Annotated in this window: 13 protein-coding genes; 5 read left to right on the forward strand and 8 right to left on the reverse strand. The window is 74.4% G+C overall.

The annotated features are described in order from the left end of the window. Window positions 1-54 precede the first annotated feature (54 nt). Both RNC47_RS29285 and RNC47_RS29290 read right to left on the reverse strand, forming a co-directional pair. Entirely contained in the window at window positions 55-648 is a 594-nt protein-coding gene (locus RNC47_RS29285) for a hypothetical protein (RefSeq protein ID WP_311603018.1), read from the reverse strand. A gap of 1065 nt (window positions 649-1713) precedes the next feature. Next, window positions 1714-1986 (reverse strand): DUF6886 family protein, encoded by a 273-nt coding sequence (locus RNC47_RS29290; RefSeq protein ID WP_311603020.1) that lies wholly within the window; start codon window positions 1984-1986, stop codon window positions 1714-1716. 406 nt (window positions 1987-2392) lie between these two features. On the opposite strand from RNC47_RS29290, the gene RNC47_RS29295 reads away from it, so the two are divergent. Both RNC47_RS29295 and RNC47_RS29300 read left to right on the forward strand, forming a co-directional pair. Next, window positions 2393-4213 (forward strand): ABC transporter ATP-binding protein, encoded by a 1821-nt coding sequence (locus tag RNC47_RS29295; protein ID WP_311603022.1) that lies wholly within the window; start codon window positions 2393-2395, stop codon window positions 4211-4213. Beyond that, window positions 4210-5991, forward strand: a complete 1782-nt coding sequence (locus RNC47_RS29300) for an ABC transporter ATP-binding protein (protein WP_311603024.1) — start codon at window positions 4210-4212, stop codon at window positions 5989-5991. Before RNC47_RS29295 ends, RNC47_RS29300 begins: the two co-directional genes overlap by 4 nt. 51 nt (window positions 5992-6042) lie before the next feature. Here the strand turns inward: RNC47_RS29300 and RNC47_RS29305 are convergent, their stop codons facing one another. Beyond that, entirely contained in the window at window positions 6043-6831 is a 789-nt protein-coding gene (locus RNC47_RS29305) for a metal-dependent hydrolase (protein WP_311603026.1), read from the reverse strand. 175 nt (window positions 6832-7006) lie between these two features. Between RNC47_RS29305 and RNC47_RS29310 the strand changes: the two genes are divergently transcribed. Continuing rightward, window positions 7007-9520 (forward strand): DEAD/DEAH box helicase, encoded by a 2514-nt coding sequence (locus tag RNC47_RS29310; RefSeq protein WP_311603028.1) that lies wholly within the window; start codon window positions 7007-7009, stop codon window positions 9518-9520. Here RNC47_RS29310 and RNC47_RS29315 read toward each other — a convergent pair. From RNC47_RS29315 to RNC47_RS29330, 4 genes are all read right to left on the reverse strand, one after another. Continuing rightward, window positions 9492-10169 (reverse strand): DUF6397 family protein, encoded by a 678-nt coding sequence (locus RNC47_RS29315; protein ID WP_311603030.1) that lies wholly within the window; start codon window positions 10167-10169, stop codon window positions 9492-9494. The genes RNC47_RS29310 and RNC47_RS29315 overlap by 29 nt on opposite strands. A 125-nt stretch (window positions 10170-10294) precedes the next feature. Next, entirely contained in the window at window positions 10295-10684 is a 390-nt protein-coding gene (locus RNC47_RS29320; protein ID WP_132931093.1) for a roadblock/LC7 domain-containing protein, read from the reverse strand. 190 nt (window positions 10685-10874) lie between these two features. Further along, complete coding sequence (locus tag RNC47_RS29325; RefSeq protein WP_311603033.1) at window positions 10875-11057, reverse strand: hypothetical protein; 183 nt, start codon at window positions 11055-11057, stop codon at window positions 10875-10877. Between the two features lie 142 nt (window positions 11058-11199). After that, entirely contained in the window at window positions 11200-12276 is a 1077-nt protein-coding gene (locus RNC47_RS29330; RefSeq protein WP_311603034.1) for a fatty acid desaturase family protein, read from the reverse strand. Window positions 12277-12498: 222 nt separating this feature from the next. Here RNC47_RS29330 and RNC47_RS29335 point away from each other — a divergent pair, with 222 nt between their 5' ends. Continuing rightward, window positions 12499-15405 (forward strand): DEAD/DEAH box helicase, encoded by a 2907-nt coding sequence (locus RNC47_RS29335; RefSeq protein WP_311603035.1) that lies wholly within the window; start codon window positions 12499-12501, stop codon window positions 15403-15405. After that, window positions 15402-16778 carry an SWIM zinc finger family protein gene (locus RNC47_RS29340; protein WP_311603037.1) on the forward strand — a complete coding sequence of 459 codons (1377 nt, stop codon included), beginning with the start codon at window positions 15402-15404 and terminating at the stop codon, window positions 16776-16778. The genes RNC47_RS29335 and RNC47_RS29340 overlap by 4 nt, the downstream gene beginning before the upstream one ends. Window positions 16779-16781: 3 nt before the next feature. Here the strand turns inward: RNC47_RS29340 and RNC47_RS29345 are convergent, their stop codons facing one another. Further along, window positions 16782-17588, reverse strand: a complete 807-nt coding sequence (locus RNC47_RS29345; protein WP_311603038.1) for an SGNH/GDSL hydrolase family protein — start codon at window positions 17586-17588, stop codon at window positions 16782-16784. Window positions 17589-17776: the final 188 nt, after the last annotated feature.

The raw sequence follows: 17776 nt of genomic DNA on the forward strand, positions 1-17776 counted from the left end.
GGGGGCTCCCCCCCCCCCCCCCCCCCCCCCCCCGCGGCTCGGTGGGACCGCCGGCTACTGGAGCCAGCGGTGGCGGTCGACGATCGGCAGCCGGGCCCAGGCGCCGCCCAGGCCCCAGACCCGCCCGGCCGAGCAGGCGGCGAGGACCACCATGACGACGGCGTAGACGACGTGCTGGTCCACCAGGGGGTTCGGCGACATGCTGGGCGAGCCGTCGGAGAGGTGACGGGCCGGCGGGAACTGGCTGAGCCAGAGGAAGAGCATCATCAACGAGCCGGCCACGGCGGTGACCCGCAGGCCGACGCCGGCCACCAGCGAGGCGCCGAGGCCGAACAGGCCCGCCATGTAGAGCCAGTCCACCCAGACGTCGCCGGCCCAGGCGTGGAAGGTGGTCTCGAGGGGCCCGGCCGAGACACCGGCGAGATAGCCGCCGGCCGGCGAGCCGCCGCTGGTCCAGGAGTTCTCGGCCGAGGTGGCGTAACCCCAGCCGAACGCCTTGTCGAGAAAGGCCCACAGGAAGATCGCGCCGGTGGCGACGCGCAGCACGGCCAGCGCCCTGGCGGCCGCGGTGGACAACGGGGGACCGGTCTCCGGCCGCCGGACCGCGCGCTTCGAGGCTCCCGTGCGATGGGACTGCTGAACGGCCATCTCGTCTGCTCCTCATGTGGGGGGCCGCACGCCGCCCCGATCGCCTCAGTGCGCGCCGGCCGGGGCGACCTGGCCGCGGCCCTGCTCGGCCTGGTCGTCGGGGTACGAGAACCGCCGCCGGGTGGTGACCGCCTCACACCCCTGCGGGTGCTCGACGGTCGACTTGGGAGCGCTCCCACCCGGCGGCGGCAGCCCATATGGTCCGACGTCGCCATGGACTCGTCAATGGCTGCGCCGTACCTGTTTTCCTACGAGAGGTGAACGGTTCACCACCTCATGCGCCGCATCCGTCCCGGGTGACGCCGGTTCCCGTCGGCGACGTCACCCGGGACGGAGTCCGCCCCTGGGCTGCTCGTCCCTGCAGCCTGGAGGCGGGCGGCACCCGCTGCCCACCGGACACCCCCTCCCGCAGGGGGCCCGGAGCGGCTGACACCACGGCGGGAAGCGGGGGTTCGCGATCGGCGGGTGGGCGGCGGCGCCACGGCTGGCGCCGCCGCCCGCTCACAGATCCACTCCCCGGCTCCGCCGGTTGAAGGCGCTCAGCCTGTTGACTTCTCGAATCCAGCTCCTGAGGAGCGGACGGCGGTCCTCGCCGTGCTCGGCTTGCGACCGCGGGGAGGACTCCGCGGCCGTCTCTGTCCCGTGCCCAGCGGGTGGCTCCCCGGCGGGCGGCGGCGGACCGCCGAGCCAGGAGGGGCGAGGCACGGCCGGAATGCCCTTGGGGGGTGGCATGTGTGCGGCCCTTCTCGATCCTTGGTCATCGGTACGAGAAACCCCGCCGGGCGAGTCGGCGCCCATACGTCGAGCGGTGGATGGGAGCGCTCCCACCTGGCGGTGATGTTCCTCATAGTGGAAGGAGTCGTCGGTCGCGTCAACACTTGGCGCGTTCCTTTTTTCAATCGAGGACCAGCGCGCAGCCGCCGTCGCGGCTCCGCTGCCCGCAAGCGGTGAACGAGCGGGGGGCGGAGGGGCCGCCGGGCGGCGCCCGACGGCCCCTCCGCCTTCGACCGCTGAACCCACGGCCCTCCGAACGCCGGGGTCACGCCGCCTCCGAGCGGCTCCCCGCTACTCCGCCGGGCGCGGCCTGGCGTTCCGCGGCCTGATGGCGCTGAAGCCGAGGGTGCCGCCGACGACCGCGCCCCAGAAGCCCCACAGGGTGTCACGTACGCGTAGCTCGATCCCGGCGTTCCGGTGCAGGGCGAACAGGTCGCCCACCGGTTCCGGCGGCCCCGGTGGTTCAACGTTTTCTGTCGCCACCATGGCGTAGGGCGTCGGTTCGCCGATCGGTCGGAAGGGTGCCGCGGGCAGCCGGTAGGCGTACCGCTCGGCCGTCGTCATCCGGGTCAGCCACCGTACTCGACGGCGTGCACCCGCTCGCCCCCACCGGGGCCGCCGTCCGGGGTCTGTAGAGGGTGATGGTCGGGTCTTCCGAGAAGTGCGGGACCTCGTCGCGGCCGGGGCGCAGGCACGGTTTTCTACCGGGCGGACGCCGCGCGTCGCACCGGGGTTTCCGGTGAGCCCGGCGTGCGCTCGGCGCGCCGCGCGGCCGATCCCGTACGTCCGTGCGACGGTCGAAGGGACGCCCCCACTCCCCCGCCTCCCGCCCCTCGAACCGCACGTCAGCCGCCGTTCTCGGCCACTGACGCGATCCGCTCGGGCACCGGGAAAACCCGTTGCGTTCCGCCCGGCGGCTTCAGGACCCTTGCCAGGTTGCCCAGTTCCACCGCACCGACTCTGGGATGTCATGCAGATTCGCGACCTTCCGCATTCCGACCCCGGCGACCCGGACGTAGGGTCCGGCTTCCGCTTCCTGGTCTGGCTGTTCCGGCGCCAACTCGGCGGTCAGGCCAGGGCCATGGGCTGGGGTGTCCTGCACATGGCCTCGATCGCGATGCTGCCGATCTTCATGGGCATGGCAGTGGACGCCGTGGTGGACGAGTCGGGCCGCCGCCTGGTCACCGCGGGCCTCGTGATGCTGGCCATCACCCTCGTGATGGCCAGCGCCGACACCATGCTGCACCGCACCGCGGTGACCAACTGGATCACCGCGGCCGCCCGGGTGCAGCAGTTGCTCGCCCGTCGCACCGCGGAACTGGGCGGTGTGCTGACCCGCCGGGTGGCCGCCGGCGAGGTGGTCAAGGTCTCCACCGGGGACGTGGAGCGGATCGGCTGGTTCGTCGAGTCCTTCTCCCGGTTCGCCGCGGCCGTCGTGGTGACGCTGGGCGTGTGCGTCGGGCTCGTCGTCTACGAACCGCGGATCGGGCTGCTGGTGCTGGCCGGGATCGCGGCGGTGTGCCTGAGTGTCTGGCCGCTGCTGCCGGCCGCGACCCGCCGGGCCGACCAGGAGCGCAGCAGGTCGGGGTGGGCGACGGAGCTCGCCTCGGACACCGTGGCCGGGCTGCGGGTGCTGCGCGGCATCGGCGGCGAGGAGCTGTTCCTCGACCGGTACCGCAGGGCCTCCCAGGAGGTGCGCCAGGCCTCCGTGCGCAACGCCAGGATGTGGTCGCTGATCGACGCCGTCCAGGTGGTGATGCCGGGGCTGCTGATGATCGCGGTGGTCTGGCAGGGGGTCGGTCTGGCCCGCGAGGGTCGGCTCGGCGCCGGCGAGCTCGTCACGGTCTACGCGGCCGTCAGCTTTCTGCTGTTCCCGCTGCGGCTGTTCCAGGAGGCCGCGATGGCGTTCACCTTCTCCCGGCCCTCGGCCAAACGGGCGGTGCGGGTACTCGGCCTGCGGCGGGAGCGGGCGGACGGGGCGGCGTCCTCGGACGGGCCGCTCACCGGCGACCTGTGGGACCCGGCCACCGGCCTGTTCGCCGCGCGGGGCCGGCTGACCGCCGTGGTGTGCGGCGATCCGGACTTCGCGGAGCGGCTCGCGGCCCGGCTGGGCGGGCACCCGGCCAGGGCGGAGGGCGAGCCCTCCGCCCAGCTCGGCGGCACCCCGCTCGACGAGGTCCCGTTGGCGGCGGCCCGCGAGGCGGTGCTGGTGCAGGACAAGGACCCGGTGCTGTTGTCCGGCACGCTGGACGAGCTGCTGACCGTGCCGGCGTCCGGCCGGGTGTCGGCCGAGGCGGCGCTGGGCGCGGCGCAGTGCCAGGACGTGCTGACGGCGCTCGGCCAGACGTCCGCCGACGGCGACGGTGACCCGATGCGGGCCCGGATCACGGAGCGGGGCCGGTCGCTGTCCGGTGGGCAGCGGCAGCGTCTGGCGCTGGCCAGGTCGCTGATCACCGATCCCGAGGTGCTGGTGCTCGACGAGCCGACCTCGGCGGTGGACGCGCACACCGAGGCGAGGATCGCCGAGGGCCTGGGCACGCTGCGCGCGGACCGCACCACCGTGGTGTTCACCTCGAGCCCGCTGCTGCTCGACCGCGCGGACGAGGTGGTCTTCGTGCACAACGGGAAGGTGTCGGTGGCGGGGCCCCACCGCGAACTGCTGACCAGCACGCCCGAGTACCGGGCGGTGGTGACCCGGGAGCCGGAGGGCCTCGGGTCCGAGGCCCTCGCCGACCCGGCGCGGTCGATGGACGCCGACCCCCTTTCCGACCTTGCCGAGGAGAACGCATGATCGGCGTCAAGCCGCCCGAGTACGATCCCGCCTCCACCGAGCACGTGACGACGCTGCCGGTGGCCGGGCGGACGACCGTCCGCGCCTACGTCCGTGAGCTGTCCCGGCGGCACCGGCGGGCCTTCCTCGGGCTCGTGGCGGTGAACTCGGTCGCGGTGCTCGCCTCCCTGGTCGGGCCCTACCTGCTGGGCGGTCTGATCCAGGACCTGGCGGACGGCGGGCGCGAGCCGCGGCTCGGGCAGATCATCGCGATGTTCGCCGCTGCGCTGGTGGTGCAGGCGTTCTTCGTCCGCATGGTGCGGCTGCGCGGCGCGATACTGGGCGAGCGGATGCTGGCGGACCTGCGGGAGGACTTCCTGGTGCGCTCGGTGGGGCTGCCGCCCGGGGTGCTCGAGCGGGCCGGCACCGGCGATCTGCTGGCCAGGATCAACACGGACGTCGACCGGCTGGCCAAGGCGATGCGCGAGGCGGTGCCGCAGATGGCGATCGCCGTGGTCTGGGCGGCGCTGGTGTTGGCGGCCATCGTGTTCACGGCGCCGCCGCTCGGGCTGAGCGTCGTGCTGGCGGTACCGCTGCTGGTGGCGGTCTGCGTCTGGTACTTCCGCCGGGCGCCCGCGGGCTACCGCTCGGAGGCGGCGGGCTACGCGGCGGTGGCGGCGGCGCTGGCCGAGACGGTGGACGCGGGGCGGACGATCGAGGCGCACCGGCTGGAGCGGGAGCGGATCGCGCTCTCCGACCGGCGGGTCAGGGAGTGGACCGCGTGGGAGCGGTACACGCTGTGGCTGCGCTCGGTGCTGATCCCGACGATCAACGTCTACCACGCGATGATCCTGGCCGGGGTGCTGCTGATCGGTGGGTGGTTCACGCTCCAGGGCTGGATGACGGTGGGTCAGCTGACCACCGGGGCGCTGCTGGCGCAGATGCTGATCGAGCCGGTGGGGATGATCCTGCGCTGGCTGGACGAGCTCCAGGTGGCGCAGGTGTCGCTGGCCCGGCTGGTCGGGGTCCGGGAGGTCGAGGACGGCGGGGGCGACGCGTCGATCGTGCCGGAGGGTCGGGAGCTGGCGGCGGAGCGGGTGCGGTTCGGCTACCTGGCCGGCTCCGACGTGCTGCACGGGGTGTCGCTCGGGGTGCCGCCCGGCACCCGGATGGCGCTGGTGGGCCCGTCGGGCGCGGGCAAGTCGACGCTCGGCCGGCTGCTGGCCGGGATCTACGCGCCGCGGGCCGGCGAGGTGACGCTGGGCGGGGCCCGGCTGGCGGGGATGACGGCGGAGCGGGTGCGCGAGCAGGTGGCCCTGGTGAACCAGGAGCACCACGTGTTCGTGGGGCCGCTGCGGGACAACCTGCTGCTGGCCAGGACGGACGCCACGGACGCCGAGCTGTGGGCCGCGCTGGGCGCGGTGGACGCGGCGGAGTGGGCGCGGGCGCTGCCCGAGGGGCTCGACTCCCAGGTCGGGTCCGGCGGGTTGTCGGTCACTCCGGCGCAGGCGCAGCAGATAGCGCTGGCGAGGCTGGTGCTGGCGGACCCGCACACCCTGGTGCTGGACGAGGCGACCTCGCTGCTCGATCCCCGGGCGGCCCGGCACCTGGAGCGCTCGCTGGCCCGGGTGTTGGAGGGGCGGACGGTGATCGCGATCGCCCACCGGCTGCACACGGCGCACGACGCGGACGTGATCGCGGTGGTGGAGGACGGCCGGATCAGCGAGCTGGGCAGCCACGACGAACTGGTGGCCGCCGGCGGTGCCTACGCGGCGCTGTGGCGCTCCTGGCACGGCTGAGACGCGGGGGCCGGGCGGCGGGTGGGACCGCCGCCCGGCGGGGCCGACGGGTCAGGCCGCCAGTACGACGGCTCCCACGCCGCCGGCGGCCCCCAGCACCATGAAGACGGGCATCAGCACCTTGCTCTCCACCCAGGCGCCGGCCCGGAACCGCATGAACGAGGGGGTGCCCAGGGGGTACCAGCGCCTGCCGGCGATGGGCAGCGGCCAGAGCATCGGGCAGCCCGAGACGGTCACGGCGTCGCCGAGGGTGTGGACGATGGAGCCGACCACGATGGGGACGCCCAGCCACATGTAGGGCTCGTCGTTGAACAGCCAGTTGGCGCCGTTGCCGGGCTCGTCGAGGACGCCGGCGAGTATCCAGGCGCTGGTGGCGCCGAGGAGCCAGACCAGGACGTCGCTGGAGACCCGGGCCATGCGCCACAGCAGGCCCTCCACGGCGAGCACCAGGTGGACGAAGAGGGTGACGAGGACGGCCCAGCGCCCCCAGGCGATGGCGGCCAGGGAGAATCCGGTGCCGACCAGCACGGCCCATATCCAGGTGTGGGTGAGCGTGCGGTGGCCGCCGGTGCGGCGCCGCTCGCCCTTGCCCCGGGTGGCGTTGTAGACGGACTCGGAGAGCTTGTCGATGACGCCGGCCAGGGCCTTGGAGATCGGCCCGAAGGCCCGGGATATGGTGGCCGACTTCGTGTCGAGGTCGGGGGCGAGCGCGGCGCCGGCGCAGATCAGGGTGCCCACCACGAGCACCGGCCAGGGCATGGGGTTGTCGGCCGCCGCGCAGGCGGCTCCGATGCCCAGCCAGGCCATCGCCCCCGACAGTGAGTGTGCCGGTCCCATCATGGCCGTCCCCGCCCCTTCTTCACTTGCCCCCGGCCCAACGTAGCGGTGTGGCACCGTGGTTGTCGGGGTATCGCGCCGATCGATCACTGCTCTCGGCGGGACAGCGTAGTGCCTCGTGATCTTCCCGGGAGCGGCCGGTTCCCCTTCGGGGGTCGGGTGCGGGCAGTATGGGACGGTGACCCTTATCGATCAGATGCCGGCGGACAGCGATCCCGATGCCCTCTTCGACGCGTTCTCGTCGTGGACCCGTGAACGGGGGATCACCCTGTACCCGGCGCAGGAGGAGGCGCTGATCGAGGTCGTGTCCGGCGCGAACGTCGTCCTGTCCACGCCGACGGGCTCGGGCAAGTCGCTGGTGGCGGCCGGGGCACACTTCGCGGCGCTGGCCAGGGACGAGGTGACGTTCTACACGGCGCCGATCAAGGCCCTGGTCTCCGAGAAGTTCTTCGACCTGTGCAAGATCTTCGGCACCGAGAACGTCGGGATGCTGACCGGGGACGCCTCGGTCAACGCGGACGCGCCGGTCATCTGCTGCACCGCCGAGGTGCTCGCCTCGATCGCGCTGCGGGACGGCGCGGAGGCCGACGTCGGCCAGGTGGTGATGGACGAGTTCCACTTCTACGCGGAGCCGGACCGGGGCTGGGCGTGGCAGATCCCGCTGCTCGAACTGCCGCAGGCGCAGTTCGTCCTGATGTCCGCGACGCTGGGTGACATGTCGCGGTTCGAGGAGGACCTGACGCGGCGCACCGGGCGGCCGACGGCGGTGGTGCGCTCGGCGACCCGGCCGGTGCCGCTGAGCTACGAGTACCGGACGACGGGCCTCACGGAGACCCTGACCGAGCTGCTCGAGACGCGCCAGGCCCCGGTCTACATCGTGCACTTCACGCAGGCCCAGGCGGTGGAGCGGGCGCAGGCGTTGATGAGCATCAACATGTGCACCCGGGCGGAGAAGGACGAGATCGCCGCGCTGATCGGGAACTTCAGGTTCACCACCAGGTTCGGGCGGAACCTGTCGCGGTACGTCCGGCACGGCATCGGGGTGCACCACGCGGGGATGCTGCCGAAGTACCGGCGGCTGGTGGAGAAGCTGGCCCAGGCGGGCCTGCTGAAGGTGATCTGCGGCACCGACACGCTGGGCGTCGGGGTCAACGTGCCGATCCGCACCGTGCTGTTCACCGCGCTGACCAAGTACGACGGCAGCCGGGTGCGGGTGCTGCGGGCGAGGGAGTTCCACCAGATCGCGGGGCGGGCCGGGCGGGCCGGCTTCGACACCGCGGGCTTCGTGGTGGCCCAGGCGCCGGAGCACGTGGTGGAGAACGAGAAGGCGCTGGCGAAGGCGGGTGACGATCCCAAGAAGCGGCGCAAGGTGGTGCGCAAGAAGCCGCCCGAGGGGTTCGTGAACTGGGGTCAGAACACCTTCGAGCGGCTGATCGCCGCCGAGCCGGAGCCGCTGACCTCGCGGTTCCGCGTCACGCACGCGATGCTGCTGTCCGTCATCGCCCGGCCGGGCAACGCGTTCGAGGCGATGCGGCGGCTGCTGGAGGACAACCACGAGCCGCGCCGCCAGCAGCTGCGGCACATCAGGCGGGCGATCGCCATCTACCGCTCGCTGCTCGACGGCGGCATCGTGGAGCGTCTCGAGCAGCCGGACGCGCAGGGTCGCATCGTGCGGCTGACGGTCGACCTGCAGGCGGACTTCGCGCTCAACCAGCCGCTGTCGACGTTCGCGTTGGCCGCGTTCGAGCTGCTGGACCCGGAGTCGCCCTCCTACGCGCTGGACATGGTGTCGGTGGTGGAGTCGACGTTGGACGATCCCCGGCAGATCCTGGCGGCCCAGCAGAACAAGGCGCGGGGCGAGGCCGTGGCGGCGATGAAGGCCGACGGGGTGGAGTACGAGGAGCGGATGGAGCGGCTGGCGGACATCACCTATCCCCGGCCGCTGGACGAGCTGTTGTTCCACGCGTTCGGCCTGTACCGCAAGAGCCACCCGTGGGTGAGCGATCATCCGCTCTCCCCGAAGTCGGTGGTCAGGGACATGTACGAGCGGGCCATGACGTTCTCCGAGTTCGTGTCGCACTACGAGCTGGCGCGCACGGAGGGGATCGTGCTGCGCTATCTGGCCGGCGCCTACAAGGCGCTGGAGCACACCGTGCCCGACGACCTGAAGTCCGAGGACTTCCAGGACATCGCGGCCTGGCTGGGCGAGATGGTCCGCCAGGTCGACTCCAGCCTGCTCGACGAGTGGGAGCAGCTGGCCAACCCCGAGGTCGAGGACGCCGAGGAGGCGCGGGAGCGGGCGGACCAGGTGAAGCCCGTGACGGCCAACGCCCGGGCCTTCCGGGTGCTGGTGCGGAACGCGATGTTCCGCCGGGTGGAGCTGGCCGCGCTTGACCGGACCGAGGAGTTGGGCGAGCTGGACGCCGAGTCGGGCTGGGACGCCGACGCCTGGGCCAGCGCGCTGGACGGCTACTGGGAGGAGTACGACGAGCTGGGCACCGGGCCCGAGGCCAGGGGGCCGCGCCTGCTGCGGATCGAGGAGCGTCCGGAGGACGGCCTCTGGCGGGTGCGGCAGACCTTCCACGACCCGGCGGGCGACCACGACTGGGGGATCTCGGCCGAGGTGGACCTGACGGCCTCGGACGCCGAGGGCCGGGCGGTGATCAAGGTCCTGGAGGTCGGCCAGCTCTGAGCCGGGGACCGGCCGGCGGCCGCGCCCTGGCGTCCCGCAGCGCGAGCTCCAGCCCGCGGACGTACCAGCGGGCCTCGTCCGGCGCGGCCGCGGTCAGCAGCTCCTGGAAGGCCCGCTGGCGGAAGCCGGGCGGCGGCGGGTCCGCCAGCGCCGGGCGGAGCCGCCGCAGCAGGGCCCGCTCGCGCGGCTCCGGCACCCGCCGCAGGAGCAGCGGCGGCTCGAGCACGGCGGCGAAGACCGCGGCCCGCCGCCAGGGCTCGGTGGTGCGGCGGACCAGCTCGGCGGTGCGCCGGGTGCGCCAGCGGCGGGGGCGCCAGTCCTCGCCCCGGCCCAGCGCGCGGCGCAGCCCCTCCGGGATCGGGCCGCCGAGCAGCCGGGACTCCCGGGCGGCGAAGAGCCGCAACTCGGCGGCCGGATACCACCAGGTGACGATGTGCAGCGGGCTGATGCGGAACTCCGCGGGGCTGAAACAGCCGCCCCTGGCCAGCCGGGCGAAGCGGGAGGGGCTCACGTCCAGCAGGGCCGCGCCGTCCGAGGCGCTCACAAGCCGGGGGCCGGGAGCTCGCCCGGCGGTCCACGCGGCCGGCCCTCGGGGGGCCTCGGACGGGTTCTGGTGGGTCCTGGGGGTCGGGAGCGGGAAGGTGGCCATCGGGGCTCCTGGCGGTGCGACAACTACTCTACGTGACCAGAGTAGGCACCCAGCCCCGAGAAGGCAACCCTGTGTAGTGATCGAATCTCAGCGAGTGAACGATTCGGCAGCGCCGGCCGCCCGCCTCAGAAGTCCCTGGCCGCCAGGCCCATGTGCTCACCGACCTTGTTCACCAGCAGGGTCATCTCGTACCCCACCTGCCCGATGTCGGCGTCGGCGCCGGCCAGCACGCACAGGCAGCTGCCGTCCCCGGCGGCCGTCACGAAGAGCACGCCGTCGTCGAACTCGATCATCGTCTGCCGCACCCCCCCGCTGCCGAAGTGCTCCCCGACCCCCCTGGCCAGGCTGTGCAGGCCGGAGGAGACCGCGGCCAGATGCTCGGCGCTGCTCCGCTTCAGACCCCGGCTGACCGAGGTGACCAGTCCGTCGCTGGACAGCAGCAGCACGTGCCGCACACGCGGCAGACGCTGCGCCAGGTCGTCCAACAGCCAGTCGAGCGTGGTGCTCAGTGCCATCCCCAGCTCCCCCTTCTCGTAAGGCGACTGCTGTGTCAGCCTTCCCCAGTACGAGGCCGTCGGCAACCATTCATGCCGTACCGCTATCCGGAAGGGACCGTACCGTTTCCCGTGGTCGGCCCCGCCACCGGGTCTCCGTAGGGGCGCCCGACCGTGCGCGGGCGACGGTGCCGGCCGGCGGCGGGCCCGCTCAGCCGCCCAGCTCCTTGCGGCCCGCCCGGCGCAGCCGACGCCGCTGCGCGGGGTCCAGCAGCAGGTAGGCGGCCGCCGGGACGCCCACCATCACCAGCAGCGCGATCCAGAAGTTCGTGAGGATCCAGAGCAGCAGCCCCACGCCGACCGCCCCCACCGCGACCTTGGCACCACGGGACATCTCGCCACCTCCTCGATCGGGCGGCCCAGCCGGCCGCCCGCTTGATGAACGTGTATCCAGTGTGCTCCGTTCCGCCCGGTTCTCCCCGGCCGGAACGCGCGAGCCCGGCCCGCCCCCCGACGGGCCGGTTCCGCGTCTCCCGCTACCGCCGCTTCGCGGCGCGCAGCGGGGCGCCGACCCGGTGCATGTGGCCGAGCGCCTGGCGGTAGGAGTCGAGCAGGCCGGTCTCGGCGTAGGAGACGCCGATCTCCCGGCAGTAGTGGCGCACCAGCGGTCGGGCCAGGCGCAGGTGGGGCCGCGGCATGCTGGGGAAGAGGTGGTGCTCGATCTGGTAGTTGAGGCCGCCCATCAGCCAGTCGGTGACCGGCCCGCCGCGCACGTTGCGGGAGGTGAGCACCTGCCGGCGCAGGTGGCCCCAGCGCTCGTCCGGGTCCGGCATCTCCATGCCCTTGTGGTTCGGCGCGAAGACGGAGCCCAGGTGCAGGCCGAAGAGCGCCTGGTGGATCAGGGCGAAGACGACGGCCTTGCCCGGCGACATGGCGGTCAGCAGCAGCGCGGCATAGCCCAGGAAGTGCGCGGCGAGCAGCAGCGCCTCGGCGGTGCGGGCCCGGCCCTGCCGCTCCCAGCCCGCGGCGGAGAGCACCATGCGGACACTGGCGACCTTCAGGGCGATGCCCTCGAGCAGCAGCAGCGGGAAGAAGAGCCTGGCCTGGTGGCGGGTGAGCCAGCGGCCGAAGCCGACCCGCTTCTCCGCCTGGTGCTCGGCCCACACCATGACGCCGACGCCGACGTCCGGGTCCTTGTCCAGGTGGTTGGGGTTGGCGTGGTGGCGGTTGTGCTTGTCGTTCCACCACGCCGAGCTCATCCCGAGCAGCAGGTTGCCGTGGACGAGCCCGAGCAGCCGGTTGCGGCGGCGGGTACGGGCGATCTGAGCGTGGCCCGCGTCGTGTCCGTAGAAGGCGGTGCGGGTGGAGAAGAGGGCCAGTGGCACGGCGAGCAGCAGGGTCCACCAGGTGTCGCCGGTGACCAGCATGCCGGCGGCCACGGCGGCCAGGGCCAGCGCGTTGACGGTCATGCCCGCCGCGTACCAGCCGCGGCGCCGCTCCAGCAGTCCCTGCCCCTTGATCTGCCGCAGCAGCGGCGGGAACTCGGCCTCGGAGTGGCCGGCCGTTCCCGGGTCGGTCGAGCGCTGGATGGTCGGTGCCGGCGATGGGCTCATGGGGTCTCCGCGGAAGTCGATGACAACACCCCTCACGCTAGGAAGCGCCCATCGCGCCGACCATGGCCGCAGCCCCCGGGTGGGGGTGTACCTAGCCCCCCTGTCGGGGCTGGGGTTGCCCGCCGGCGCGGCGGTCCCCGCGCGGCGTTTCGGGTTCGGGCCGCGGATGGGGTACCCTCTGCGGCGCACCATGACTAGTCAAATTTGAGGAGACCCCGCGCTGTGACCGCGAACCCGGCGTCACCCGCCCAGATCTCCGCTCTCACCGGCCACGCGGCCGTCTTCCTGCCAGACGACCCGCCCCGGACGTCCCGGATCGCGTTCTTCCCCGAGCTCCTCGCCCCCGATGTACCGTCCGACCTCTCCCCCGCTCTCCGCGAGCTGCCGGTCGAGCCGGTGACGGTGGCCGTCCCGCACGGACCGGACGGCGCCGTGCGGCCCCGCACGGTCGAGGCCGTGGTCCTGCCGGTGCGCGCCGCGCTGCCCGTGCTCACCAGGGCCCGCGCCGCCGGCGCCGGCGGCACCGCGGCCTACTGGGGGGCCGCCGCCGTGCTGGCCCTGCAACTGGCCGCCCGGGGGCGGTTGTTGCCGGGCCTGAGCCCGACCGACCACGACGCCTGGCGGCTCGGCCCGCTGGACGCCGCCGACGCGACCCGGCTGGCCGAGTTGGCCGCCGCGATGCCCCCGCTGGCCCGCGCCGTGCCGCTGCCCGCCCCGGACGACGGCGCCCCCGGGACGCCGCTGCTGCCCCGCCCTGAACCGCTGCTGCGCGCCTTCCTCGACGCCGTCGCCGACACCCTGCCGCGCACCCCCGCCGCCGCGCTGGCGGCCGGCGGACCGGCCTTCGCCGCCGACGCGCCGCAGCGGCTCCCCGGACAGCGGCCCTGGGCCACCGCGGTCGCCGCCGGCCACGACGCGGGCGTCCGCGTCTCGCTCCGCGTCGAGACGATGGCCCACGCCCGCGACGCCGCCCCCGGGTTCCGCGCCGTGGTCCAGCTGCACAGCCTGGCCGACCCGACCGTGGTCGCCGACGCGGCCGAGCTGTGGGCCGGAGCCTCACCCGCCACCGCCGCCTTCGGCCCGCGCGCCCGCACCGACGCGCTGCTCACCCTGCGCCGGGCGGCGGCCGCCTGGGAGCCGCTGCGGCCACTGCTCGGCGCGGCGGTGCCGGACGCCGTCGACCTCGCCGACGAGGACCTTGCCGAGCTGCTCGACGTCGCCACCGCCCGCGCTCTCCAGGCCGCGGGGGTGGAGGTGCACTGGCCGCGCGACCTGGTGCGGCGGCTCACCGCCCGCGCGGTGGTCGGCGGCGGCGACGGCCGGGCGCGGCCCGAGTCGGCGGCGCCCTCCGCGCTCTCGCCCGACGCCCTGTTCGCCTTCGACTGGCGCTTCGCCCTCGGCGACACCGAGCTCAGCCGCGCGGAGCTCGACCAACTCGCCGAGGCGGGCCGTCCGTTGGTGCGGCTGCGCGACCAGTGGGTGATGGTCTCCCCCGACGAGCTGCGCCGCGCCAGGGAGCGCCGGGACCGCAAGGTGACCGCCCTGGACGCGCTGGGCGCCGTCCTCACCGGCAGCGCCGAGGAGGACGGCGAGCGGTTCGAGGTGGCGGCGGTCGGCCCGCTGGCCGCGCTGCGGGACCGGCTGGCGGATCCGGAGGCCGGTGACCGCGAACCGGTCGTCCAGCCCCCGGCGCTCGCCGCCACCCTGCGCGACTACCAGCTGCGCGGCCTGGGCTGGCTGCACCGGATGACCTCGCTGGGGCTCGGTGGCTGCCTCGCCGACGACATGGGCCTCGGCAAGACGATCACGCTGATCGCCCTCCACCTGCACCGGCAGCTCACCCCGGCCACCGCGGGGCCCACCCTGGTGGTCTGCCCGGCCTCGCTGCTCGGCAACTGGCAGCGGGAGATCGAGGTCTTCGCGCCGGGCACCCGGGTGCGCCGCCACCACGGCCCGTCCCGGGACCTCGACGACCTGGCCCCGGGCGAGTTCGTGCTGACCACCTACGGCACGATGCGGCTCGACGCCGCCCGGCTCGCCGACGCCACCGACTGGTCCCTGGTGGTCGCGGACGAGGCGCAGCACGTCAAGAACCCGTTCTCGGCGACGGCGCGGGAGCTGCGGACCATACCGGCGCGGGCCAGGGTGGCGCTGACCGGCACCCCGGTGGAGAACAACCTCACGGAGCTGTGGGCCATCCTCGACTGGACGACCCCCGGACTCCTCGGCCGCCTCACCACCTTCCGCACCCGCTACGCCGACGCCGTGGAGAGCGGCACCGACCCGGCGGCGGCGGACCGGCTCGCCCGGCTGATCAGGCCGTTCCTGCTGCGGCGGCGCAAGAGCGACCCGGGCATCGCGCCCGAGCTGCCGCCGAAGACGGAGACCGACCGCGCCGTCGCGCTCACCGTGGAGCAGGCCGGCCTGTACGAGGCGGAGGTGCGCGAGGGCCTGGCCGCCGTCGCCGGTACCGGTGGCCTCGCCCGCCGGGGCCTGGTGATGAAGCTGCTCACCTCGCTCAAGCAGATCTGCAACCACCCCGCGCAGTACCTCAAGGAGACAGACCCGCGGCTGCCCGGCCGCTCGGGGAAGCTGGAGCTGCTCGACGAGCTGCTCGACACGATCCTGGCCGAGGGCGCGAGCGTGCTGGTCTTCACCCAGTACGTGCGGATGGCGCGGTTGATCGAGCGTCACCTGGCGGACCGTGGGGTGCCGAGCCTGCTGCTGCACGGCGGCACCCCGGTGCCGCGCCGCGAGGAGCTGGTGCGGGCCTTCTCGGCCGGCGAGGCGCCGGTCTTCCTGCTGTCGCTCAAGGCGGCCGGCACCGGGCTCAACCTGACCAGGGCCGAGCACGTGGTGCACTACGACCGCTGGTGGAACCCGGCCGTCGAGGACCAGGCCACCGACCGCGCCTACCGGATCGGGCAGGACCGGCCCGTGCAGGTGCACCGGCTCATCGCCGAGGGCACCGTCGAGGACCGGATCGCGCGGCTGCTGCACCACAAACGAGCCCTGGCGGACGCCGTGCTGGGCGCCGGCGAGGGCGCGCTCACCGAACTCAGCGACGCCGAGCTCGCCGACCTCGTGGCCCTGCGCGGCCCCGGCGGGACCGAGGAGGACGAACGATGAACGGCGCTCCGCACGACGCTTCCGACGACGTTCCCGACGACGCCGGCGAGGAGTTGGTCTTCGCCGCGCTGCCGCCGGTCGGCGGCCGGGGCTTCGCCACCACCTGGTGGGGCAGGAGCTGGCTGAAGGCGCTGGAGGACACCGCGTTGGACGCCGCCCGGCTGCGGCAGGGCCGGCGGGCCGCGCGCGGCGGCGCGGTCGGCGCGGTCTCGGTGCGTCCCGGGCGGCTGACGGCGGTGGTGCGGGCCGAGGACGGCGTGCCGTACCGCTCGGACGTGCTGCTGCGGCGGCTGACGGACGCCGAGTGGGACCGGCTGCTGCGCACGGTGGCCGGCGAGGCGGGGCATCTGGCGGCGCTCCTCGACCGGGACATACCGAAGCGGCTGGTGGCGGACGCGCAGGCGGCGGGCGTCGACCTGTTGCCGGGCATCGGCGACCTCGACCCGGAGTGCGAGTGCGGCGAGTGGGACCACTGCGCGCACACGGCGGCGCTCTGCTACCAGGTGGCACGGCTGCTGGACGCCGACCCCTTCCTGCTGTTGCTGCTGCGTGGGCGCGGGGAGCGCGAGCTGACCGACGAACTCCAGCGACGCAGCGCGGCGCACGCCGAGCCCGGCCCGCACGCCGCCACGCGGCGGGCGCCCGAGGGCGAGCCGGCGGCCACCGTCTGGGCCGGGGCGGCGGCGCTGCCGCCGCTGCCCGAGCCGCCGCCGGCCGTGCCGCGGCCCGGGCCGGTCCCCTCGCTGCGCACGGATCCCCCGGCCGGGGACGGGCTCGACGTGGCGGCGCTGGAGTTCCTGGCCCGGGACGCGGCGCGGCGGGCCGCCCGGCTGCTCGCCGAGTCGCTGGCCCCGGGACACGCCGGCACCGCGCCGCCGGCGCCGCTGAGCGCTTGGGAGGACGCGGTGCGGCTGGCGGCCGGCGAGCCGCCGCCGGCGGCGGTGGCCGGGCGGCTGGCGCGCGGCTGCGGCCGGGGCCGGCGGGAGCTGGAGATCGCCGTCCGCGCCTGGGGGTTCGGCGGCGCGGCGGCCCTGTCCGCGTTGACCGGCGAGCGCGGAACGCCGCTCACCGAGCCGGAACTCCGCCGGATGCGGGACCAGTTGGCCGCCGCCTGGGCGGACGAGGAGACGCGTCCCGTGCTGCGCGGCGACGGCGCCCGGTGGACGGTCGTCGGCGAGGGGGCGCAGCTGCGCCACGACCCGGAGGGCCGGTGGTGGCCGTACCGGAAGCGCGCCGGGCACTGGTGGCCGGCCGGCCCGGCGGAGCGCGACCCGGTCGCCGCGCTGGCCGCCGCTCGCCACGCGGGCGCGGAGGACGGCAGGCCGGTGGACGGCCGCGGCCCGGCCGGGGGGCCGGGCACGACCGCCGGCTGACCGTCAGGCCAGCGACTCGAGCACCGCGTAGTAGCCGCCGCGCTGGCCGTCCGCGGTCGGGTGGTAGGAGTCGCCCACCGGCAGCGTGAGGCTGTGCAGCCACGGCGCGCCCGAGCAGATCTCGTGGCCCGTGAAGGCCGGCCGCACGTCGCCGTAGGCGAAGCCGAAGTCGGCCGCGCGCTTGGCGGTGACCTCGCCGAGGTGGTCGGCCGCGCCGTTGATGGCGGCGCGCGACTCCTCGCTGATGCCGAAGAGGCAGCTGCCGTTCAGCTGGTAGAGGCGCGGGTAACCCAGCACCACCACCTCGGCGTTGGGCGCCCGGTCGCGGATCGCCCGGTAGGTGGCGTCGAGTTGTCCCGGCAGGGTGGTGTCCATGTAGGCCTCGGCGGCCGCCACGGCGGCGAGGCAGGCGCTGGTGCCGGAGAGCACGCAGGTCTGCATCGTGGCGCCGAAGCCCGCGTCGTTGCCGCCGATGCTGACGCTCACCAGGCTGGTGTCGGCGTCGAGCGGGCCGAGTTGGTCCTCGATGACGTCGGTGGTGCGGGCCCCGGCACAGGCGACGAAGTCGAAGGAGTCGGGGGAGTTGGCGTTCGCCCAGAGCACCGGGTAGGCGACGGTGCTCCGTCGGCAGTCCCCGGACGCGCTGTCGTAGGAGCCGGCGCCGGCTCCCGAGGAGTAGGAGTCGCCGAGGGCGACATAGGAGGTCGACGCGGTCGCCGTGCCCTGCTGGGCCGACGCGGGGGCGAGCGCGGAAACGCCGATGACGAGGGCCGCGGTGGCGGCCGTGGTCACCCAGCGGCGAAGTCTCATGGCGGCTCCCTGCGGGGTACCGAGGAGTGGGAGGTGCACCAGCGTGGGTGCACCAGCGCCTTACCCTCGCCAAGTTGTGCTCATGCCAAGGCGGTTGCCTGCGATGAGCAGACCAGATGCACGGAACGCTCCGGCGCGCCCCTCAGTCGAGCCGTGCGCCCCGCACCCCACGGACCACGAGCGACTTT

The organism is Streptomyces millisiae (assembly GCF_031845425.1).
In the GTDB taxonomy this organism is placed as follows: Bacteria; Actinomycetota; Actinomycetes; order Streptomycetales; family Streptomycetaceae; genus Streptomyces; species Streptomyces millisiae.